The organism is Maribacter sp. Asnod2-G09, from assembly GCF_045063795.1.
Lineage (GTDB): Bacteria > Bacteroidota > Bacteroidia > Flavobacteriales > Flavobacteriaceae > Maribacter.
Genome location: NZ_JBEFOA010000002.1, coordinates 573,202 through 596,334 on the forward strand (window position 1 = coordinate 573,202; position 23,133 = coordinate 596,334).

Sequence of the window (23,133 nt, forward strand, 5' to 3'; positions counted from 1 at the left end):
GCTGCTATTTATGTAGTTGAGCGTTTTGTGCTTTTAATTCTTCTAATTTTTGTTCTAACTTATCAATGATATCATCTGCCTTGTAACTCATCGTTGAAATTGCCTCGTCTAATTTTCTGTCAAAAGCATCTTTCTGTTCATTAGCAGTTTTTGTTAGCTCATCTTTTGCGTGAGAAACTCTTTCAGCTATATCATGACTGGTGTCTTCAACCTTTCTTTTGATTCTGTGACGTGTTTCAATTCCTTTATCTGGTGCGTATAAAATTCCTATTCCAGCACCAATAGCAGCACCAGTTAATATCGCCAATAAAGTATTTCCATTATCGTTTTGCATAATATTGATTTTAATATTTCAAGATAAATTTAAACACTTAAAAATGCCTGACATATGATTTAAATCATATGCGAAAATTATACAAGCGTAAATAGAAAAAGAAAATTGCGATTACATTTCATTGAAAATTAGTGAAGTAGCTCATATACCTGCTTTGCAATTTCTAATTCTTCATTTGTAGGAATAATTAAAATTTTAACCTTAGAATCTGGGGTATTTACTTCTCTAATATTTTTTGATCTTAGTTCGTTTTTTGAATCATCTAATTGAAAATTAAAATAATCCATATCCTTACAAACTAGCTGACGCATTAGGCTAGAATTTTCACCAATACCTGCAGTAAATATGATGGCATCTAGTCCGTTCATTGTCGCCGTATATGCTCCGATATATTTCTTGATACGATAAGCATTCATCTCTAAAGCTAAAATACAGTTTGCATTACCATTGCTAGCTTCCTCTTCAATATCACGTAGGTCATTAGAGCTGGTAAGACCAAGCATACCACTTTTTTTGTTCAATAATTCGTTGACATCACTTAAGCTATATCCTAAGGTATTCACCATATAATAAATGATAGAGTGATCAATATCTCCACTACGGGTACCCATTATAAGTCCGTTCGAAGGAGCGAACCCCATACTGTGATCAATACTTTTTCCGTCCTTTATTGCGGTAATACTACACCCGTTTCCTAGGTGGATTGAAATTAACTTTGTGTTTTTTTTATGTAGATAGTCATTTGCTTTTTCTGAAACATATTTATGGCTAGTACCATGAAATCCGTAGGCTTGAATTCCGTCTTTCTCATATAGTTCATTAGGAATAGCATATTTTTTTGCTTTAACAGGAACAGTACCGTGAAAGGCGGTATCAAAAACAACTACTTGTTTTGCCGTAGTAAAAATTTCTTCTGCCATAACGATACCTTGCAAATTAGCAGGGTTGTGTAAAGGAGCTAAACTGGAGAGCATTTTAATCTTACTCTTAACCTCTTCGTTTATTAAAGTGGTTTCTGTATAATCGCTACCACCATGAACAACGCGATGCCCAATAGCATCAATTTCTTCGGTACTCTTAAGTACACCTATTTCAGCATCCAATAAAAGTGAGGTAATTCGTTCTAGACCGGCTTTATGGTTTGCTATTTCATAAATTTTTTCAACTTTATTGTTATCGGTTCTATAGTTGGATATGGCATCTGTACTACCAATACGCTCTATGGAGCCAACGCAAATAACTTTGGTGGAAGGCATTTCTAAAAGTTGATATTTTATAGAAGAACTTCCGGAATTGATAATTAAAATATTCATGAAAATTGGTTTAAAATCCTTCTGCTTGAATAGCAGTAATTATTACGGTATTAAAAATATCATCTACAGTACAGCCGCGACTTAAATCGTTAACAGGTTTATTTAACCCCTGTAACATTGGTCCGATAGCCAAGGCACCAGTTTCTCTTTGTACGGCTTTGTACGTGTTGTTTCCGGTATTTAAATCAGGAAATATAAACACACTAGCTTGCCCTGCAACTTCAGAATCTGGTAATTTACTGAGTCCGACTTTAGCATCTACCGCAGCGTCATATTGAATAGGACCTTCCACTTTAAGATCGGGTCTTTTTTCTTTAATAATTTCAGTAGCCTTACGAACTCTGTCAACATCTTCACCTACACCAGAAGCTCCCGATGAATAAGAAAGCATGGCTATTTTTGGTTCAATACCAAAAGCTGCGCTTGTAGCAGCAGATGAAATAGCAATTTCAGATAACTGCTCAGAATTAGGGTTCGGATTAATGGCACAATCTCCAAAAACGGTAACTCTGTTCGGTAAGCACATGAAAAATATAGAAGATACTATAGATACACCAGGCTTAGTTTTGATAAATTGTAATGCAGGTCTAATAGTATGCTGAGTAGTATGTATAGCACCCGATACCATACCATCGGCATGACCTTTATATACCATCATTGTGCCGTAATACGACACATCTTCCATTAAATCTTGCGCCATCGCCAGGTTTACATTTTTATGTTTACGCAATTCGAATAGGGTGGTGGCGTAATCTAAAAAATGATCAGATGCAGTTGGGTCGATAATATTGATATCGTTGATGTTCAAATCGATATCTAATTCTTTAATTTTAGAAATGATCTGTTCTTTATTACCTAAAAGAGTAATAGAAACAGCATCGGCATCGATCAGTTTTTTGGTTGCCAATAGAATACGTTCATCTAAACCTTCAGGTAAAACGATATGCTTTTTCGAAGCTTTTGCCTTTTGAAGAAGGTTATACTGAAACATTCTAGGGGTTATACCTTTCGCTTTAAACGTAATTAACTTTTCAGCCAATTCTTCGGTAGGTATATACTTCTCGAACTCTTGAATAGATGTTTGTATTTTTTCTGTGTTTTCGGCGTAAATACGTGGTCTAATAGTACCAATTTTATTGGTGACATAAAATGTACCACGAGCAACAGAAAGTATTGGTATAATATCAGAAAGACCTTCTATTAACTTAATAATAGAATCTTCGGGTATAAGACCACCAGTTAAAACAATACCAGATAGGCTAGGGTAATTTGTGGAGATATTTGCCTGTAATGCTCCTAAAATAATATCTGCACGATCACCAGGTGTAATTACTAGACTATCATCTTTTAAATGCGTGATATAATTACGTAATTGCATGGCGCCAACACTGAAACTGCCTACTTGGTTGTTAATATAATCTTCACCAAAAAGAACTTTAGCATCAAGCTCTTGTGCGATTTCTTTTAATGTTGGGCTACCTAAAACAGAATTTACGGGTATAGTACCGACTAAAACATCATCAGGTAATTTTTCTTTTAATCCGTTAGAAATAATAGTAACATTCTCCGGTTGTACTTTGTTAGCTACAATGAGAAGTACTTCAACACCTTTCTCTTTAAATGAGTCGTAAGCCATGTAAAGATTGCCAACTAACTCGTCTAAGGTCTTATTTTTTCCGCTTGCGAGTATTACTGCTGGTATACCTAAGTTTTTTGCAATAAGTACGTTAATGTCCCATTCAATAATAGCACCTTCTCCAGAAAAATCGGTTCCTTCAACTAAAACGAAGTCGAACTTATTTTCAATGGTTTTATACTTGTGTATAATATGGCCTACAATTTCATCGTCTTTATCTTGATTTTTTAATTGTACTACTTGGCTACGTGTATATGCAAAAGCCTCTTCAGGTTTCATATCTACATTGAAATAGCTTAAAACAGTGTCAATGTGGTTATCGGTTTTACCATTGGGGACTTCATCAATAATAGGTCTGAAATAGCCAACTTTGGCAGTTCTGCCTAAAAGAAGTTGCATAAGGCCAAGTGAAACAATAGATTTTCCACTATTGGGCTCTGTAGTAACAATATATATAGCTTTACTCACGTGTAAAAGGGATTAGTGTTTAACAAATTTATAGGATTCTTTACGGATTAGGGCTTACAATGTAAAAATCTGACACTTTAGTTTAAAGTTGATAATTATAAAGTTGTATTTGAAGTCATGGTTTCTACAATATTAAATGTATAAGTAAGCTTAGGTACCGTATTTGAAGCGTCAAAAATACTTATGACAGTCACGCTTTAAAATGACATATCTCATATTATAAACATGAGATAAGTCATTTTCACCTTTATCGGTAACAACTACTTTTGGTGCTGTTATTAAATCAGATTACCAAATGCCGAACGAAACAAAAACGAATACTAATTCTTTCTTTTTAAGTGAAGAACGTGCTTTTCTTGACGGACCACGAAGTCGGTTTAAAGAATTGTGGTTTACGTTTAAGGTACAATATCAGTTTATTCGAGCGTTTAGAAAATTACATTTTATTGGTCCGTGTGTTACCGTATTTGGATCTGCCCGTTTTAAAGAAGATAATCCATATTACAAACAAGCAGAAGAAGTTGGTAAAGCTTTATCTGAAATGGGCTTTACAGTAATGACAGGCGGCGGACCCGGTATTATGGAGGCAGCAAATAAAGGAGCTTACCTTAATAATGGATATTCAATTGGTTGCAATATTATTTTGCCTCATGAGCAAAAACCGAATCCGTATTTACATAAATGGATAAATATTCCCTATTTCTTTATTAGAAAATTTTTACTACTTAAGTACTCCTTCGCATTTGTGGTATTGCCTGGTGGCATAGGTACTTTAGATGAACTTTTTGAAGCGGTTACCCTAATACAGACAAAAATGATACAAGATTTTCCGGTGGTCATTTTCGGAAAAGAATATCATAAAGAGTTATACCATCACATACAGACGATGGCAGAAAATGAAAGTATATCAAAAAAGGATATGGACTTAATGTTCTTGACCGATTCTGTTGATGAAATGAAAGAACATTTAAAAGAACATGCGGTCAAAAGATTTAAACTCATTAAAAAACCAATGCGGACCAAGTGGTGGTTTGGCGAGAAAAAGTCAGTTCGAACTACTTAAAAGTACTCTTTGAATCTCAATATTAAATTTTCAGGAATTATAAAATAAGAATACAATATGCTTAAAATCAAAAGTATAATAATAGTTTTAATCATTTTTACCTCAGTACTGTTTGTTTCTTGTCAGTCTAAGAAGCAGGGTGATATTGGAGCTTTACAGATAGATAGTACAGCAGTACTATTACCCACTAAAGAAGCAATAAAAAAGATTGAAAACATAAAAATTTTGAAGGACATTAAGATTGTTGGCTATTTTCAATTTATGGATTCAGTAGTTGAAAAATATGATACCATAGTGCCATATGCGTTATCTGAACATTTGTTAGTACGAAATAACCCGTGGATAATTGATACTTTGGCGAATACAGATTACTACAGAATGATGGCGCGTGATTCTTTTGTTTATGATCAAAAGCAAATGATTGTATTGCCAAAAGATAGCGAGTTGATACTGCCAGATTCAATTACAGCTTGTAGAATACTAGAAGATTTTTCAACCACCGAAATTGATGTTAACATACCAGAATACAAATTACGCATTTTTCAAGATTCTGTTTTATTAGAAACGTTTCCGGTTAGGGTGGGGCAGTATCGAGAGCGCTATTTAAAATTTGGAGATCGTGTAACAGATTTAAGAACAAAAACAGGAGAAGGGACTATAGTAAGGCATGCAAAGCATCCAGATTTTTATAATCCGGTAAACGGAAAACGTTTTTATGTAACCAGACGAGATGATGGTAAAACAACCATGATGCCTCAAATACCTTGGATCGAAACTGAAATTAATAATGTTAGAAATGGACAAATGATTCATCCGACTACAAATCCTAAAACATTGGGTAGGGCATATTCAAATGGCTGTATTGGTCTTGGTGAAGGCGATGCTTGGCGGGTATATTATTATGCGCCATTAGGTACAAAGCTTAAAATTAGGTATGATTTAGAAACATATGATGAAGGCATGGTTATTTCTGTACTTCGAGATGTATATCACTTAACTGATGATCAATAAAATGGAAGTATATTAAAGCTAAATCCGATTTAGTTTAAACTGAATTTAAATAATAGGTATTTATAATTTTATTAATTTTACTAACGTGAACAAACTGTTTTCCATATTGTTATCATCGCTCATCATGCTGCAAAGCTTTGGTGTGCATTATGATGATATTGTTCAGTTAGATGAATTAATTGAGCACGCTCAATTTCATAGTGAGCAATATGGCGATAATGTAATTGTTTTTCTTTCTAAGCATTATGGTGAGTTAAAGGCAGACCATCAACGCGATCATCAAGAAGAAAAGAAAGATCACGAAAAATTACCTTTTAATCATAGTGGAGCATCGCATATTTCTGTTGCCGACGTGTTTATCAATAGCTACAAATCAGAATTAAACGAAGTAGAATTTTCAGATTATACAGACTCAAATTTCTATTATCAAGCACCATCTTCTTCATTACACTCACAAGGCATTTTACAGCCGCCCCGCATTTCATAATACAATCGATTTTTTAATTTTTTAGTTCAAATTCATGTTTATGAATTTGAGCGATTCACATTGATTTATATGAAAAGATGCTATCACATATTATTAATTTCAGTTTAAAGAATAAGCTCATTATTCTACTCTTTACCGTATTCATTATTGAGTACGGGCTATTTGCACTTTCTCAAATACCTATTGGGGCAGTGCCAGATGTTACCAATAATCAGGTTCAGGTAATTACGACATCACGTAACTTATCTACCCAAGATATGGAGCAATTCATAACATATCCCGTAGAACTTGAAATGGCAAACTTACCGGGAGTCAAAGAAATTCGTTCGGTATCTAAATTTGGTTTGTCTGTGGTTACCATCGTTTTTGAAGATGATTTAGGTACGTATTTGCCGAGACAACTTATAGCAGAGAAAATAGCTTCAGCTTCAGAGAAAATTCCAGCCGGTTTTGGTACGCCACAAATGGGACCGATAACTACAGGGTTAGGTGAAATTTATCAATATGTTTTAGAGGTAGAGCCAGAGTATAAAGGCGAGTATACAACAACCGAACTGCGAACCATACAAGATTGGATCGTAAAACGGCAATTGTCTGGGATACCCGGTGTTGTTGAGGTAAACACCTGGGGCGGATTTCTAAAACAATACGAAGTTGCTATAAATACCCAAAAACTAAATGCCATGAACATTACCGCCAGTGATGTTTTTAAAGCACTGGAAACTAACAATAGTGTTTCTGGTGGCGGTTATATCGAAAAGGTGAATCAGGCTTTCTTTATTAGAGGAGAAGGGTTGGTTTCATCTCTAGAGGATATTCGAAATATTGTAATTAGCACTAAAGGCGGATTACCAATTTATATTAAAGATGTCGCTACAGTTGACTTCGGTAGCGCAGTTCGTTTTGGTGCCATTACTGGTAATGGCGAAGGCGAGAAGGTACTGGGGCAAGTAATGATGTTGAAAGATGCGAACTCTAAAAAGGTAATTGAAGCCGTAAAAGAACGCGTTGCCGAAATTTCAACTTCGTTGCCAAAGGGAGTATATATTAATCCGTTTTTAGAACGAAGCGAACTTATTGCCAAAACAACCTTCACCGTTAGCGAGAACTTAATATTAGGATGTTTAATTGTCATTTTTGTAGTGGTATTATTGCTAGGTAATTTTAGATCAGGTTTGGTGGTCGCATCTGTAATTCCTTTGTGTTTGTTATTCGCATTATCACTCATGTACATATTTGGTGTAGATGCTAATTTAATGAGTTTGGGCGCCATAGATTTTGGTATTATCATAGATGGTGCAGTGATTATTGTAGAGTTTATAGCTTTTGAAATTACAAGAAAGCAACACGAGATTAATAGCTTAGCCAAAACAGATCAGCAGCATTTAAAAGATGAAATCACTTTTGACGGAGCATCTAAAATGATGAACTCTGCCATTTTCGGGCAGTTGATTATTTTAATTGTTTTTATTCCGATTCTATCATTAAGCGGAGTAGAAGGTAAAATGTTCAAGCCTATGGCCTTGACTTTTAGTTTCGCATTAGTTGGGGCAATGATTTTATGTTTTACGTATGTACCAGTAGCTGCATCGGTTTTCTTAAAACCGTCAAAGGAATCGGACAAGAATATATCTGTTCGTTTAATGAAATGGTTGAATAAAAGATATGAACCTATTATAAATTGGGCTTTGCAAAGCAAGAAATTGGTTTTGGGCATTGCAGCGATTCTACTTATAGGCGCAACTATTTTATATACAACTATGGGCGGGGAGTTTGTACCAACTTTAGATGAAGGTGATTTTGTAATTCAGCCCGTATTAAAAACAGGAACCTCATTAAGTAAAACGGTAGATATTACTACCGAGATTGAGAAGATTTTACTCGAAAATTTCCCTGAGGTTCAGCAGGTAGTCACCAGAATTGGAGCTGCCGAAGTACCCACCGATCCTATGTCTATGGAAGAAAGTGATGTCATCATAAAATTGGTGCCGAAAGGGGAGTGGACAAGTGCTAAATCTAAAGATGAGCTAGCCGATAAATTCAAAGAAGCGTTATCAATTATTCCCGGTATGGAAGTAGAGTTTACGCAGCCCATAGAAATGCGTTTTAATGAGCTTATTACAGGAGTGCGTGCAGATATTGCCATAAAAATATTCGGTCCCGATTTAGACGTTTTAGCTAAAAAAGGGAATGAGATTGGTGCATTGATTAAAGATGTCCAAGGCGCTGCAGATGTTAGTGTAGAGAAAATAGCAGGTTTGCCCGAAATGAGTGTTGATTATGATCGCGCCAAAATTGCCCGCTTCGGCTTAAATATTCAAGAACTGAACGATATGGTTTCTATGGGCTTTGCCGGTAAAACTGCCGGTAATGTTTTTGAAGGAGAAAAACGGTTCGATTTAGTCGTGCGCTTAGATAAAGCAAAACGAAAAGATATTGACGACCTTAAAAACCTATATGTTGATTTGCCTGACGGAGGAAAGATTCCGTTAAGCGAGCTGGCAGATATTACCTATAAAAAAGGTGCTGCAAAAATATCAAGAGATGATACCAAGAGAAGAACAGTGGTAGGTGTAAATGTTCGTAATCGCGATTTACAATCGGTTGTAGATGATGTTCAAAAATTAATTAATGAAAATGTAAAATTACCAGCAGGGTATACCATAACCTATGGCGGTCAATTTGAAAACTTGCAAAGTGCCCGAGACCGACTTTTAGTAGCGGTCCCTATAGCCCTTGTACTCATTTTTGTATTGTTATACTTTGCATTTAAGTCGGTAAAAGAAGCCCTAATGATTTACTCGGCAATTCCGCTGGCAGCAGTTGGTGGTGTATTGTTATTATGGATGAGAGGTTTGCCGTTTAGTATTTCTGCGGGAGTAGGGTTTATAGCACTGTTCGGTATAGCAGTATTAAATGGTATTGTGTTGATAGAGCATTTTAAGGAGTTGAAAAAATATTCTTTTGATAGTTTAGACGATTTAATAAAACAAGGAGCGAAAGATCGCTTGCGAGCCGTATTATTAACAGCATCTGCAGCTGCACTTGGTTTCTTACCCATGGCAATATCTACCAATGCAGGCGCAGAAGTTCAACGACCTTTGGCAACAGTGGTAATAGGTGGGCTGTTTACGGCAACCATATTAACATTGGTCGTATTACCGGTGTTGTATTCCATTTTCGATAAACATGAAAATTCAAAAAAGCCAATACCAAAAACAACGTTACAAAATGGTATTGCTTTTATAGCTGTACTTATATCTATTGGGACTTCGGCACAAGAATCGAATAGTCAAAATCTCGATGAATTAATACCTCTAGCTATTGAAAATAACATGGGTTTAAAAGCAGGTCAACTTAAAGTTGATGAAGCTGAAGCATTGGTTAATAGTGCATTTATGTTTAATAAGACCCATGTGTATTATCAATACGATGAAAATAATTTAGCTATTAACGATGTGCCATTGAAGGTATTTGGGGTACAGCAAGATTTTCGTTTTCCGACTGCCTATTTTTCAGAAAAGAAGGTCAATAAGGTAAAGACTAGTTTGGTGCAAGGTGAATATGATATTCAGCGTAAAGCTATAACTAGAGATGTTACGAAAGGTTATTACGACTATCAAATCGCACGAGAAAAAGTTAGGGTCTTTAAAAGGCTCGATAGTTTGTATGCCAATTTTTCACAGGTAGCAGCTAGAAGGTTTGAACTGGGGGAAACTAATTATTTAGAGAAAATAACCGCAGCCTCTAAGCAGCGAAAAATCAATTTAGATTACCAACAAGCTATTCAACATGTAGCCGCGTCATATGCCAATTTGTTGCAATTAATTCAGGTAGAAGATAGTTTGGTGATTTCCGAAGAAATGAACTTAAAAATTGACATTCAAGATGTAAATGTAGATGCTTCTCCTGAGTCCGTATATTATGAAAATAACATGCAATTAATGGCTGCTGAGCGTAAACTAGAAAAGCAGCAGCTACTGCCAGATATTAGTTTAGCCTATTTTCAAGGAACAAACTCAGAATTGAACGATAATCTTTTGGGTTATCAACTAGGGCTAAAAATTCCGCTAATATTCAGTGGTAATGCCTCTAGAATCAAGGCATCAAAAATTGCGAAAGAAAGAGCAGTAACCAAGTCTGTTGCGTATAAAATCCAGATAAAATCAAAGCAAGAAATCTTAGGACAGCAAATCCTTCAAATTCAAAATTCACTGAATTACTATGAGAACGAAGGTGCAGAGTTATCAGATGAAATATTGAAGACCGCGAACATCAGCTTTAGAAATGGTGAAATTGATTTTTTTCAATATATACAAAGTTTAGAAAGTGCCTATGATATAAAATTGGGCTATCTAGATAAGATAAAAGCGTATAACGAAACCGCTACAGACATTAATTTCTTAACATTATAAATAAGGGCATCATGCAAAAATATATATTCAAAATAATAATGCTTTTCATGTTCATCATAATTTCAAGTTGTGGAGACAAGGCAAGCAAATCAAGCGAGAATGGCACATCTGAAGTACAAACAGATGACCGTATTCAAATTACGCAAGCACAATTCGACCAAAATAATATGGAGATCACTAGTATGACTGAGAGTGATTTTCCGGTAATGGTTACGACCTCTGGTATGATAGATGTGCCACCAGAAAATAGGGCAGTGGTGAGTGCTACAATGGGCGGTTATATTAAAACTACACCTTTGTTAATAGGGGATAAAGTACGTAAAGGGCAGTTGTTGGTTACTATTGAGAATCCGGAGTTTGTATCCTTACAACAGCAGTATATGGAGGTTAACGGGCAGTTGAGTTATTTGAAGTCAGAGTACGAACGTCAGCAAACTATGGTAACCGAAAACATAACATCTCAGAAAAGCTTTTTAAAAGCAGAGAGTGATTATAAAACAGGAGTAGCAAAGTACAACGGACTACGAAAGCAACTAGGTATGTTGAATATATCACCAGAACAAGTAGAAAAAGGAAACATAAGTTCGGTAGCCACCATTTATGCACCTATTGAAGGTAGTATTACAAGCGTAAATGTTTCAAAAGGTACATATGTTTCTCCTGCAACTTCAATTATGGAAATCATAAATAATGACCACATTCATTTAGAACTTTCGGTTTTCGAAAAAGATATTATGAAAGTAAAAAAGGATCAGGTGGTAGAATTTAGAATACCAGAAGCTTCAAAAGAGGTGTACAAGGCAGAAGTACATTTGGTCGGTACCTCAATAGGTGGAAATAGAACGATAAAGGTTCATGCACATATAGAAAATGAAGATGACGCCAACTTTCTTACTGGTATGTTCGTAGAGGCGAATATTATTACAGAAACGTCAAAACAAATGTCGCTGCCTTCTGATGCTATTGCCGTGGTTGAAAACGAATCGTTTGTACTGCTTTTGGAAGAGAAGAAAGGCGATACGTATTATTTTAAGCAAGTACCTGTCATGACCTTAGGTAGTTATGAAAATAGGACATCGCTCAGTAATTCATCGACTTTTAAACAAGATGCACAATTTTTGGCAAAAGGTGCGTTTAGCCTGATAGGAGCGTAACTTTAATATAGTAGTAAAAAGAAAGTTATTGATGGAATAATTGACTTAATAAAGGTTAGTTTAATAGATAGATTATGAAAAAATATATAGTATTTCTGTTATTTACGGTAATTAGTGTTGGTACAATAACAGCGCAAGACTGGAATACAGATTTTACAACAGCTAAAGAGCTTGCCGAAACTAATGATCTGCCAATAATACTAGTTTTTCAAGGTTCAGATTGGTGTGCACCTTGTATTAAATTAGATAGGGCAATATGGTCTACAAATGAGTTTAAAGAATATGCAAAAGAGCATTATGTAATGTTACAGGCAGATTTTCCTCGTAGAAAAAAGAATGCGTTGCCAGAGGAGCAATTGAATAAAAATAAGGTATTGGCTGAAAATTATAACAGACAGGGGATTTTTCCCTTTGTTGTGGTTATGAATGCCAATGGTGAAGTTTATGGTGAAACCAGTTACAAGAAACTGACACCGAAAGAGTTCATAGAAGAATTAAATTCATTCATAAAATAGATTGAAGAAACTAACTCTCATAGTATTATTTTTTTCTGTTGGTATGCTGTATGCTCAGGAGCCTTATAAGCGTACCATTAAATTAATGGGTAGCCGTTTTGATATTACCGTAGTGGCTAAAGATCCTGTTGAAGGCGATGTATATATTGATTTGGCTATCAGCGAAATAACAAGAATAGAAAAGCTGATTTCTTCTTGGGATCCAAACTCACAGACATCGGAAATTAATAGAAATTCGGGTATTAAACCTGTTAAAGTAGATGTAGAATTATTTAATTTAATACAACGTGGAATAGGTATTTCTAAGCTGACAGATGGGGCTTTTGATATTAGTTATGCCTCTATGGATAAAATTTGGAAGTTTGATGGTAGCATGACTGTTATGCCATCAGAAGATTCCATTAAGGCCTCTGTGGCTAAAGTAGGCTATCACAATATTATTTTAGATAAAGAGAACCATACCGTTTTTCTGAAGTTAGTCGGAATGAAAATCGGTTTCGGAGCCATTGGTAAAGGTTATGCCGCGGATAAGGCAAAAGAGTTTTTGAAATCTAAAGGTGTAGTTGCAGGTATCATAAATGCATCTGGTGACATGAATACTTGGGGAAAACAGCCCAATGGTAAAGAGTGGAAGGTAGCTATTACTAATCCTATGGATAAGAACAAAGTCTTTGCTTTGTTACCTATAATCAATGGGGCAGTGGTAACTTCTGGTAATTACGAAAAATATGTAACCTTCAATGATATTAGATATACCCACATAATTGACCCTCGAAGTGGTTATCCGGCAACGGGTATTATTAGTGTTACCGTATTTGCTCCCAAAGCAGAATTAGCTGATGCGTTGGCAACATCGGTATTTGTTATGGGCATTGAGGTCGGCTTAAATAGAATAGAACAACTGCCACAGGTAGAATGTATTATTATAAACGATAAAGGAAATATTATAACTTCTAAGAATATAGAAATAGAAAAGTCATGATGAAGAAGTTTTTAGTTTTTACATTAATAGCGGCTTCTTTTAGCAGCTGTACAGTGTTGAAGGAGTACGAGAAAATAAATATTAATGATCCAGATATGGTTTTGCAAGATAAAAAGGTAGACAGCAATTTAACAACGGCTCATTCCTACAGAGAAGCTGCTGCAGGTGCAAACGGAGGAAAAACTGGTGGTGGCTGCGGTTGTAATTAATATAGGATTCAATTTTTAACAAAATGAAAATATTCAAAATAGCAGTTTCTGTAGCAGCATTATTCGCGTTTACGATAAACTATGCACAGCAAGCTCAAGATTCTGTAAAGACCTATAAAAAGCGTGTTTTAGAAACTACCGAGGTAGATTTTTTAACAAGTTATTATTCGCAAGATGGGGATAATGCTGCGGTAAGTGGCGGTTTAGGAACAGAAGACCTAACAGATTTTACAGGCACATTCGTAGTTGCAATCCCTTTAAACGATGACGATGTTCTTACCATTGATGCAGGTGTTTCAGCATATACATCGGCTTCTTCAAGTAATGTAGACCCTTTTGATGGTGGCGAGCCAGCTGATCCGTTTGTAGCAAGTTCTGGTGCTTCAAGTTCAGATACATGGACGAATCTTACAGGTTCGTATAGCCATAGTTCAGATGATAGAAATACAATCGTGTCAGGTAAACTATCGGTCTCTTCAGAATACGATTATTTCTCTTTTGGTCTCGGTGGTGGCTTAACAAAATTATTTAATGAAAAGAATACGGAGGTTAGTATAAATGCTAATGTATATTTAGATAAATGGAATGCTATATATCCATCAGAACTAAGACCTTTCGCCAGTGGTGCAAATGGTTTGGCGAATGGACTTTTCAGTAATAATACAATTACGGGGAATACAAATTACGCCCCTATATTCAATGAGTTTTCTGATGAATCAAGAAATTCTTATTCCGTCGGATTAGGATTTTCTCAAATTCTGAGCAAGAATCTACAAGGTTCACTGGCGTTAGATTTTATTCAGCAAGATGGCTTGTTGTCTACTCCGTTTCAAAGGGTTTATTTCAGCGATGTAGCAGATTCTTTTATAGATAATTTTCAATTGGCAGATGCCATAGAACAATTACCAGATACCAGATTTAAGGTTGCTGCCGGCGGTCGGTTAAATTGGTATATTAATGAAACGTTTGTAGTAAGGAGCTTCTATAGGTATTACTACGATGATTGGGGTATAAACTCCCACACTGCAAGTGTAGAGGTGCCTATTAAGCTTACCGATAAGTTTACGATTTATCCATCTTACAGATACTATCAGCAGTCGGCTGCAGACTATTTCTTTGGTTATGAAGAGGCAGTATCAACAGATACCTTTTATACGTCAGATTATGATTTGTCAAAATACTCGGCAAACCAATTTGGAATGGGGGTTTCGTACACAGATATTTTTACCAAGATGCATATCTGGAAACTCGGCCTTAAAAGTATAGATCTAAAGTTTTACAAGTATGATAGAGATACAACCTTTGGTTCTAGTATCATTACCGCGGGCTTTAAGTTTGTGGTGGACTAGGTTATGGTCTTAATGTAAAAGTCGTTAAGTTTTTGCTAAGAAGAATTATTCTGAATACTAGATACAGCTTTAGAATATTCCTTTATTTGGAATTACTGGTACGTTTTACACTAATCGGGTTGGTTTTAAAAATGTACAAGTAAAATAGCGCGAAAATTATATAAATACCAGTTAGAGGAATAATAATTTCTGAATAATTAGCACTGTTAGGGGCAATTTTTATTAATGCAATTGCTCCAACACCGAAATGCATTAAATTTCCCATGGTGATTGGTCTATTATAAATTCCTCCAAATAATGTTCCTCTTGCCATCCAATTTAAAATTGCAAACGCCATATACAATGCACCAAGGATTTTTATAAATAGTATTGTAATAATATTTGATTCAATATCTAAATAGTTGATTATTTCATTTGGTAAAAAAGAAATTGTTAGTCCCATAATTGCTAAAAACAGGGAGCTAAAAGTCATTAATATTTTTGTATTCAATTATTTTATTTTAGGATTAATAACTAATTAGTAGATAAAATTATATTTTGTTACAATTTTATAACCAACTTAGAAGTAAAATTTACAGATAATGGAATTGAGAAAAGAATACGATCTTTTGAAAATTTAGCGATGGTTACATTTTGAGCATTAGTTATTTTCCATTAGGTCTTTTAATTCTACCGTTGCCCAATTGGGATTATAATTTATGAAATCCTTTAATATTGCAATATGGCTAGAGCCTAAAAGAATCATTATTTTATCATCTTTTTCAGTAACTTGTTTTTGTATTTTTGAATACATATGCAAGTTTCTTCGAGACCATTCTGATGCCAAAAAAGTTCCAATTGTATCATTTGCGGTACCTGCTTTATTTGCAAAATTTAAAAACCAAGCTCTATCAATTTTTCTTTCTTTTTCATTATTTAAAAAATATAAGACATCTAATAAAGATTGATTTTTGTTTACGATATCATTGTAATTATTTTCCCATTGTTCGTCTATAAGCTGATCTGAAGCTATTAATTCATTTTGATTGGAGGTTTTCATACTTTGAATCATTGTGTTATATGGAAAGGAAGAACCTCTATAATCACAAGCAAAAATTCTTTTATGTCCTAATAGTTTTGCAACTCTAAAAGATAATTGTTCTCCTTCGTCTCTTTCTTTGAGTTCAAATTTTTCTGGAACAAAATTCTCGTAAATAGAGTCTAATTCTGACTGTCTGGAAAAAGGATATTCTACAAATATTTTACTTGGATTAAATTTAGCGATTTTGTTACAAATTAGTTCAAGCTCTTTTTGATTTTTTTCAGTCAATACGTCAACTTCGTTAGTTTGTATAATATCAATATTGTGACTTTGGTCAAAATTCGAAAAATGAAATGTTCCAACTAAAAGAACTTCGGTCTTTTTAGAGATATCACTATAAGAAGGTTTTATAGAATTTTCGGTAGTTTTTATTTGGCAAGAAATTAATGAAGAAATTGAAATGATAATTAAGAACCTCAATCTAATATGCTTATTCATTTTGGATATGTTTTTTAAAAGATTAGATTTTTTTTTATTTGTTACAGTTTTTTAATTAATGTTAACTTACAAGTATAAATATTGGCATAATGAAATTACAAAAAGAATACGACCTTATTTGTGTAGGTGCAGGTATCATGAGTGCAACGTTAGCATTATTGGTAAAACAGTTAAAGCCAGATCTTAAAGTGCTGATCGTTGAACGATTAGATAAAGTAGCACAAGAAAGTTCTGCAGCTTGGAACAATGCTGGTACAGGTCATTCAGCCTTATGTGAACTTAATTATACGCCAGAAGATGAAGATGGTCATGTGAATATAAAAAAGGCGATAGACATATGTACGCAATTTGAAACCTCAAAGCAATACTGGTCTTATTTGGTAGCCGAAGGTTTGATCAAAGACCCAAAATCATTTATCACTCCCGTGCCACATCACAGTTGGGTAAAGGGGAAGGATAATGCCGACTATCTTAAAAATCGATATCAAGCTTTTAAAGATCATTTTATGTTCGATACCATCGAGTTTACCAGAGCGATAGATAAAATGGAGGAGTGGTTTCCGTTGATGATGCATGGTAGAACTGAAGATGAGGTTATGGCAGCTTCTAGAATTAATAGAGGAACAGAAATGAATTATGGTTCGTTAACCGAGCAATTATTCGATATTCTAGAAAAAGAGTATAACACTAAAGTGCTATTTAATACCGAGGTGGAAGATATTGATCCCGATCATGATGTAGAATGGTTGGTGAAAATGGAAAATCTAAATACAGGAGTTAAGAATACTGTAGATTCCGAGCATGTTTTTATCGGTGCTGGTGGTGGTAGTTTGTTATTATTACAAAAAGTAGAGATTGAGGAAAAGGATGGTTATGGTGGTTTCCCGGTAAGTGGGGAGTGGCTGGTATGTAAAAATCCAGATATCATTAGTCAGCACAATGCCAAGGTGTATAGCAAAGCAGGTATTGGCGATCCACCAATGTCGGTACCGCATTTAGATACCCGCTATATAGACGGAAAGAGAGAATTGTTGTTTGGTCCGTTTGCAGGGTTTAGTCCCAAGTTTTTAAAAGAAGGCTCGTATTTAGATTTATTGAAATCCATCAATTTTGACAATATACCATCTATGTGGGGCGTATTTTGGCATAATTTACCGTTAACGAAATACTTGGTAGAACAAGTAGCGATGAGTTTTGAAGATAGAATGGATTCTTTAAGAGCGTTTGTTAAAGATGCTAAAAGCGAAGATTGGGAGATAATGATTGCCGGTCAACGTGTACAAACAATTAAGAAAGATGAGTTTGAAGGTGGGTCGTTAGAATTTGGTACACAGTTAGTGAGTAGTAAAGATGGTCGAATTACGTGTTTGTTGGGCGCGTCGCCAGGTGCATCAACTTCCGTGAAGATTATGTTAGATGTTTTGGAAAAGGCTTTCCCAGAATTAACAACATCAGAAACAGGAAAAGCTAAGCTGAATAAAATGGTTCCTTTTTATAAAAAGGAGCTCACTAAAGATTTGTTCGATAAAGAACTTGCAAGAGTCACCCAAAGTCTTGAATTATAAATATCTCTTTTTATTAAGATAGTTTTATGCTTAATAACACTAAATCAACACAATAAAAAGACGGTACTTGCATTATCATTATTCAGTACAGTTACTACCAAAATTAAATGCGGTTTAAATTACCTTTATTCTTTCTTTTCATAGTTAGCTTTACTTCGCAAGCGCAGTTGAGCGATTTAGCACGTTTAGATTTTACATTTATCCCTAATAAAGGATCAGATGTAGAGTATACACGCTCAAGATTTCTTGTTAATTATCCAGTAAAACTCAAGAAAGAAGGTCAGTATTTATTTTTAGGAGTTGATTATAGCAACGTTCATCTTCGCTTTAAAGATGATGAGCTTCCTTTTGATCGAGAATTACTGAATGATTTTAAAATTCTAGACTTCACCATTGGTTTTACAAAACCTTTAAAAAATAATTGGCGTTTGGGCGTGCGTCTTCAGCCTGGTATTAGTACAAATGATGAAGCAAGGCATTTATCATCAGAAGATCTTGTATTTTCAGGTGATGTCGTATTTATAAAAAAGTTTGAAAATAATATAGATAAGCCATCTCGTTTAATTGTCGGATTATCTTATTCACAAAATAGGGGCTATGTATTTCCATTGCCGTTCATTAGCTATTATAAAAAGTTTAGACCCGACTGGTCATTTAATATTGGTGTTCCAAGGTCTAATTTACAGTATCATCTTGCAGAAAAACATCGTTTCAAATTATACACACAATTAGATGGTTTTACCTCGAACATTCAAAATGGGGCTTTGGTAAATGGTAATGAATACGCAGAAATAATAAATATGTCTTTAATAAATGGTGGTCTGCAGTATGAGTATCATTTTACGGATCATCTACAATTAGATTTACGTGCAGCTTATAATTTCAGTTTAAATAATAAACTAAAAGACGGTAGTAATAATACGATACTAACTATAGATAATGATTCTAGAAGCTATTTTAGAGCAGTGCTAAGATTCAAGATATAATAAACGTATAGAAATAAAAAACGCCGAAATCTTAGATTTCGGCGTTTTCATTTTACAATAGCATAAGGGCATTAGCCAATTACCGATTTTTCAGTAATAAATGGTTGATTATAATGTCTTTGTCCTGTTGCCTTATATAGTGCATTCGCCAATGCTCCTATAATAGGAGGCAAAGATGGCTCTCCTAAACCAGTTGGATCTATTCCATTATCTACAAAAAAGCTTTCAATTTCTTTCGGTGCTTCTTTATGTCGTATTAAGCGATAGGTATCAAAATTCTTATGTTGAGGTTTACCATCTTCAAAAGTCATTTCGCTATAGGTAGCGTGACCGATGCCATCAATGATTCCGCCTTCAATTTGATTTTTAGCTGCCATAGGGTTAATGACAATTCCGCAATCTACGGCACACCATACTTTAGTAACCTTTGGTGATTTTGTATCTGTTGCTAGGTCTAAAACTTGTGCAACATAAGAGTTATGGCAGTAATAAGCAGAAACACCTCTTGCAGCACCGTTTTTCTTACTTCCGTCCCAACCAGCTTTTTCTCTTACTAACTTAAGAACACCTGCATAACGTACTGGGTCGTAGTCGTTCTTTTCAGGTTTACCTACAGGATTTTTTATAGCTCTGTCAAATAACTCTAATCTAAATTCAATAGGGTCTTTACCAGCAGCTTCTGCAACTTCATCTAAAAAAGCTTGTTCGGCACCTGCAACAAAGTTAGAGCGTGGCGCACGCCAAGCACCTGTGGTTACATTTGTTTCTAAACTGAATTTTTCAGCTAAGTAATTATCAACAGCACCTGCAGGAAATCTATTTTCGAAAAGTAAATCGTCATTAGATCCTGCACCTTTAACATGCCAAGCAATTAAATTACCTTCTTTATCTAAACCTGCTTTATATTTTACTTTATATGTTGGGCGGTAGGTACCTTGTGTCATATCATCTTCACGTGTATACACCAATTTTATTGGTGCTTTCATATGTTGAGAAATTACCGCGGCCTCCACACCGAAAGTTCCATATAGACGACGACCAAATCCGCCACCCATACGGCTCATTTTTATATCGATTTTCTCCACTGGCATACCTAATCTAGAAGCCAGGGTTTTTTCTAAAAACTCAGGAGTTTGTATTGGTCCGTTGAACAAAGCTCTTTCAGCAGTAACATCTGCGTAAAAGTTCATTGGCTCCATCGTATTGTGCGCTAAAAAAGGAGCACTATATGTTCGTTCTATAACCTTATCTGCTTTTTTAAATGCACTAGCTACATTACCATCTTTACGAGCAGGTTGTTTAGAAGAAGTGTTCAATAATTTTGTCAATGCTTCATCATGCCCTTCTGTACTTTCTAAAGCAGAAGATTCTTCCCATTCCACATCTAAAGCTTTTTTAGCCTGCATACATTGCCAAGTGCTCTCACCAACAATGGCGACTAGCTTATCAATAGAACCGGCATCAGACCATTGTTTCTCCGTATCATCTTTATATACATCAATAGGGAAAACGTCTTTAATACCTGGCATGGATTTTACAGCATCTGCATTCATTGATTTATACGTCATACCAAACGCAGGTGGATGCACGATCATGGCAATCATCATACCTTCTTCTTGAATATCTATTCCGAATAAAGGCTTCCCAGTTATAATATTTGGACCATCAACATTTCGTCTATCCGTTCCGATAATATCGAAATCTTTAGTTTCCTTCAAAGAAACTTCTTCAGGAACAGGCATCGTAGCAGCTTTTGAAGCCATTTCGCCAAAACTAGCAGATTTGTCAGAACCGGTATGGCTAATTATACCTGCATCTGTAGTGATTTCAGAAGCATCAACTTGCCAAGCCTCGGCAGCTGCGGCAACTAACATATGTCTAGCAGTTGCACCTGCCATTCTTAATCCAGACCAACCAACACGAATAGACTGGCTACCACCTGCCAATTGTCTTTGAAAAATATCGGTATTTAAAGGCGCTTGTTCAACGATTACATTTTTCCAATCGACATCTAATTCATCTGCCACGATCATGGGCATAGAGGTCTTTACATTCTGTCCTATTTCTGGGTTAGGCGACATAATAGTTACCATACCGTTATCGCCAATTTTAAGAAAGCTATTAATATCGAACCATTCTTTTGGTATGTTACTTACTTGCTCAGGGGTTGGTTTGCAAGATGCTAGCCAACTGAATCCTAAAATCATACCACCACCGGCAAGCGTACCGCTTTTTAAGAAAGAACGTCTATTATATGTTGTTTTAATGAGTGTCATCTGTTTGTTTTTTGAAGGTTAAAATCCCAACATTGTGGGGTTATAATTACGCGTTAGAAATACTTGAAGCATTTTTAATTGCTTTCTTAATTCGCGTATAAGTACCACAACGACAGATATTACCGTTCATAGCATCTTCAATTTCAGTATCTGTAGGATTAGGATTTCGCTTTAAAAACGCACTGGCATTCATAATTTGACCTGCCTGGCAATAACCGCATTGGTACACATCTTCTTCTAACCAAGCCTTTTGGACCGGATGATCTCCGTTTTCAGAAAGTCCCTCAATAGTTGTGATGGATTGTTCCCCAACGGCAGAAACTGGTAGCTGGCAAGAGCGCACGGCATTATCGCCTAAATGAACGGTACATGCACCACATTGGGCAATACCACAACCAAATTTTGTGCCTACCAATTTTAAATGATCTCTTAATACCCAAAGCATTGGTGTAGTGGGATCTACATCTACTTCTTTGGTTTCTCCATTAACTTTTAAACTGAAATTTGCCATTCGTTTTTCCGATTTGTTTAAGTTGTCTGAAATTAGGTATTTTTTCAGAAAAATGACCGAGAATTACCGAGAAAAAATCTTAAAATTTATTTTATAAAATATAAATCACCATAATCTAAAGATTTGTGTAATCAATTGGTAATGAGATGTGTGTGGTATTTATTGAAGATGTACATGAAAATGTCTTTTTCCGTTGTCTTTTTTAACTTAAAACCGAAAGAGTTATTTAATTATTGAATAGTGATATTTAAAAAGTGTCTATCCAAGTATTTTTAGCCAAGTGGACAATCCTTGTTTTTTACATAAATACTAATCTATTGAATATGATAACACAACATATAGCGGACACTGTGTCTGAATCTATAATAAGCACCATTGGAAATACACCTTTGGTTCAATTAAATAAAATATTTAAACATAATAAGTTTAACCTTTTTGGTAAACTAGAAGCAGCAAACCCTGCGGGTAGTATTAAAGACAGAACTTCCCTTTTTATATTACAACAAGCACTTGCAGATGGTAGAATAAAAAAGGGAGATACGGTTATAGAATCAAGTTCAGGAAATATGGCGGTAGGTTTGGCTCAGGCATGTTTATACTATGGTCTTAAATTGATTGTAGTTGTGGATCCGAAATTAAATTTACACACAGAGAAAATTCTTAGAACATATGGTGCCCGCATAGAAAAAGTTACAGAACCAAAAGAGGATGGAGGTTTTCTAGCGGCAAGATTGGCACGCGTACAATACCTGTTAATTAGTATTCCTAATAGCTTTTGGTCTAACCAGTATGGCAATAAAGACAACCCGTTAACACATCATAAAACCATGACAGAGATCATGGATTCTTTGGAAGGGGAATTAGATTACTTATTTGTGGCTACAAGTACCTGTGGTACATTAATGGGCTGTGCAGACTATATTAAAGAAAACAACCTAAGCACTAAGATCATTGCAGTAGATGCCGTTGGTAGTGTTTTATTTGGTGGTCCACCATTAAAGCGATTAATTCCGGGGCATGGGGCTGGCGTACCTTCCCAATTTTTAGATACGAACAAGATTCACGATTATGTATATGTAGATGATGTTGACTGCGCAAGAGGATGCTGGTCATTACTAGAAAATGAATCTATTTTATGTGGTGGTTCTTCTGGAGGTATGATTAGTGCCGTTAAAAAGTATAATAAAAAAATAGCGGATGGTAGTAACTGTGCGTTGTTTTTATGTGATCGTGGAGAACGCTATTTAGATACCATTTATAATCAAGAATGGTTATTAAAAGAATTGCCGGAAAGTAGAAATGCTTTTACTCCGTTAGGAGGGTGGAAGGTAGCCTAGTCT

19 protein-coding genes are annotated in these 23,133 nt (G+C 35.2%); 12 read left to right on the plus strand and 7 right to left on the minus strand.

Features of this window, described 5'->3' with window-relative positions; genetic code table 11:
- Window positions 1-4: 4 nt before the first annotated feature.
- From ACJJVT_RS02525 to pta, 3 genes are all read right to left on the minus strand, one after another.
- The gene (locus ACJJVT_RS02525; RefSeq protein WP_282050528.1) at window positions 5-334 is read right to left on the minus strand and encodes a YtxH domain-containing protein; all 330 of its coding nucleotides are present in this window, start codon (window positions 332-334) and stop codon (window positions 5-7) included.
- A gap of 128 nt (window positions 335-462) precedes the next feature.
- Entirely contained in the window at window positions 463-1,647 is a 1,185-nt protein-coding gene (locus ACJJVT_RS02530; protein WP_405396185.1) for an acetate/propionate family kinase, read from the minus strand.
- A gap of 10 nt (window positions 1,648-1,657) precedes the next feature.
- Window positions 1,658-3,751, minus strand: coding sequence for a phosphate acetyltransferase (pta, locus tag ACJJVT_RS02535; protein ID WP_405396187.1), 2,094 nt, complete (start codon window positions 3,749-3,751; stop codon window positions 1,658-1,660).
- A gap of 295 nt (window positions 3,752-4,046) precedes the next feature.
- On the opposite strand from pta, the gene ACJJVT_RS02540 reads away from it, so the two are divergent.
- The 9 genes from ACJJVT_RS02540 (at window position 4,047) to ACJJVT_RS02580 (ending at window position 14,936) form a co-directional block, all read left to right on the plus strand.
- Entirely contained in the window at window positions 4,047-4,814 is a 768-nt protein-coding gene (locus ACJJVT_RS02540) for a TIGR00730 family Rossman fold protein (RefSeq protein WP_405396188.1), read from the plus strand.
- 57 nt (window positions 4,815-4,871) lie between these two features.
- A complete protein-coding gene (locus ACJJVT_RS02545; RefSeq protein ID WP_405396190.1) occupies window positions 4,872-5,825 on the plus strand; it encodes a L,D-transpeptidase in 954 nt (317 codons plus the stop codon).
- Between the two features lie 124 nt (window positions 5,826-5,949).
- Window positions 5,950-6,312 (plus strand): hypothetical protein, encoded by a 363-nt coding sequence (locus ACJJVT_RS02550; RefSeq protein ID WP_405396192.1) that lies wholly within the window; start codon window positions 5,950-5,952, stop codon window positions 6,310-6,312.
- A gap of 77 nt (window positions 6,313-6,389) precedes the next feature.
- Window positions 6,390-10,727: a CusA/CzcA family heavy metal efflux RND transporter gene (locus ACJJVT_RS02555; RefSeq protein ID WP_405396194.1), complete on the plus strand. Its 4,338-nt coding sequence runs from the start codon at window positions 6,390-6,392 to the stop codon at window positions 10,725-10,727.
- An 11-nt stretch (window positions 10,728-10,738) separates the two neighbouring features.
- Complete coding sequence (locus ACJJVT_RS02560; protein ID WP_405396195.1) at window positions 10,739-11,881, plus strand: efflux RND transporter periplasmic adaptor subunit; 1,143 nt, start codon at window positions 10,739-10,741, stop codon at window positions 11,879-11,881.
- A 74-nt stretch (window positions 11,882-11,955) separates the two neighbouring features.
- Complete coding sequence (locus tag ACJJVT_RS02565) at window positions 11,956-12,396, plus strand: thioredoxin family protein (RefSeq protein ID WP_405396197.1); 441 nt, start codon at window positions 11,956-11,958, stop codon at window positions 12,394-12,396.
- A 43-nt stretch (window positions 12,397-12,439) separates the two neighbouring features.
- Complete coding sequence (locus ACJJVT_RS02570) at window positions 12,440-13,378, plus strand: FAD:protein FMN transferase (RefSeq protein ID WP_405396643.1); 939 nt, start codon at window positions 12,440-12,442, stop codon at window positions 13,376-13,378.
- Window positions 13,375-13,587 (plus strand): DUF4266 domain-containing protein, encoded by a 213-nt coding sequence (locus tag ACJJVT_RS02575; RefSeq protein WP_405396199.1) that lies wholly within the window; start codon window positions 13,375-13,377, stop codon window positions 13,585-13,587. Before ACJJVT_RS02570 ends, ACJJVT_RS02575 begins: the two co-directional genes overlap by 4 nt.
- 23 nt (window positions 13,588-13,610) lie before the next feature.
- Window positions 13,611-14,936, plus strand: a complete 1,326-nt coding sequence (locus ACJJVT_RS02580) for a DUF3570 domain-containing protein (RefSeq protein WP_405396201.1) — start codon at window positions 13,611-13,613, stop codon at window positions 14,934-14,936.
- 82 nt (window positions 14,937-15,018) lie between these two features.
- On the opposite strand, the gene ACJJVT_RS02585 is transcribed toward ACJJVT_RS02580, so the two are convergent.
- Together ACJJVT_RS02585 and ACJJVT_RS02590 are read right to left on the minus strand one after the other, a co-directional pair.
- Window positions 15,019-15,426, minus strand: coding sequence for a hypothetical protein (locus ACJJVT_RS02585; protein ID WP_405396203.1), 408 nt, complete (start codon window positions 15,424-15,426; stop codon window positions 15,019-15,021).
- A 150-nt stretch (window positions 15,427-15,576) separates the two neighbouring features.
- Window positions 15,577-16,455: a DUF5694 domain-containing protein gene (locus ACJJVT_RS02590; protein WP_405396204.1), complete on the minus strand. Its 879-nt coding sequence runs from the start codon at window positions 16,453-16,455 to the stop codon at window positions 15,577-15,579.
- Window positions 16,456-16,544: 89 nt separating this feature from the next.
- Here ACJJVT_RS02590 and mqo point away from each other — a divergent pair, with 89 nt between their 5' ends.
- Both mqo and ACJJVT_RS02600 read left to right on the plus strand, forming a co-directional pair.
- Window positions 16,545-18,020 carry a malate dehydrogenase (quinone) gene (gene mqo / locus ACJJVT_RS02595; RefSeq protein ID WP_405396206.1) on the plus strand — a complete coding sequence of 492 codons (1,476 nt, stop codon included), beginning with the start codon at window positions 16,545-16,547 and terminating at the stop codon, window positions 18,018-18,020.
- Between the two features lie 107 nt (window positions 18,021-18,127).
- Window positions 18,128-19,006 carry a DUF6268 family outer membrane beta-barrel protein gene (locus ACJJVT_RS02600; protein WP_405396209.1) on the plus strand — a complete coding sequence of 293 codons (879 nt, stop codon included), beginning with the start codon at window positions 18,128-18,130 and terminating at the stop codon, window positions 19,004-19,006.
- A 71-nt stretch (window positions 19,007-19,077) separates the two neighbouring features.
- Here ACJJVT_RS02600 and ACJJVT_RS02605 read toward each other — a convergent pair whose 3' ends face one another.
- On the minus strand, window positions 19,078-21,282 hold the full coding sequence (locus ACJJVT_RS02605) for a molybdopterin cofactor-binding domain-containing protein (RefSeq protein ID WP_405396210.1): 2,205 nt from the start codon (window positions 21,280-21,282) through the stop codon (window positions 19,078-19,080).
- Between the two features lie 46 nt (window positions 21,283-21,328).
- Window positions 21,329-21,793 (minus strand): (2Fe-2S)-binding protein, encoded by a 465-nt coding sequence (locus ACJJVT_RS02610; RefSeq protein WP_405396212.1) that lies wholly within the window; start codon window positions 21,791-21,793, stop codon window positions 21,329-21,331.
- Window positions 21,794-22,116: 323 nt separating this feature from the next.
- On the opposite strand from ACJJVT_RS02610, the gene sbnA reads away from it, so the two are divergent.
- Window positions 22,117-23,130: a 2,3-diaminopropionate biosynthesis protein SbnA gene (gene sbnA / locus ACJJVT_RS02615; protein ID WP_405396214.1), complete on the plus strand. Its 1,014-nt coding sequence runs from the start codon at window positions 22,117-22,119 to the stop codon at window positions 23,128-23,130.
- The last annotated feature ends 3 nt before the right edge of the window (window positions 23,131-23,133 follow it).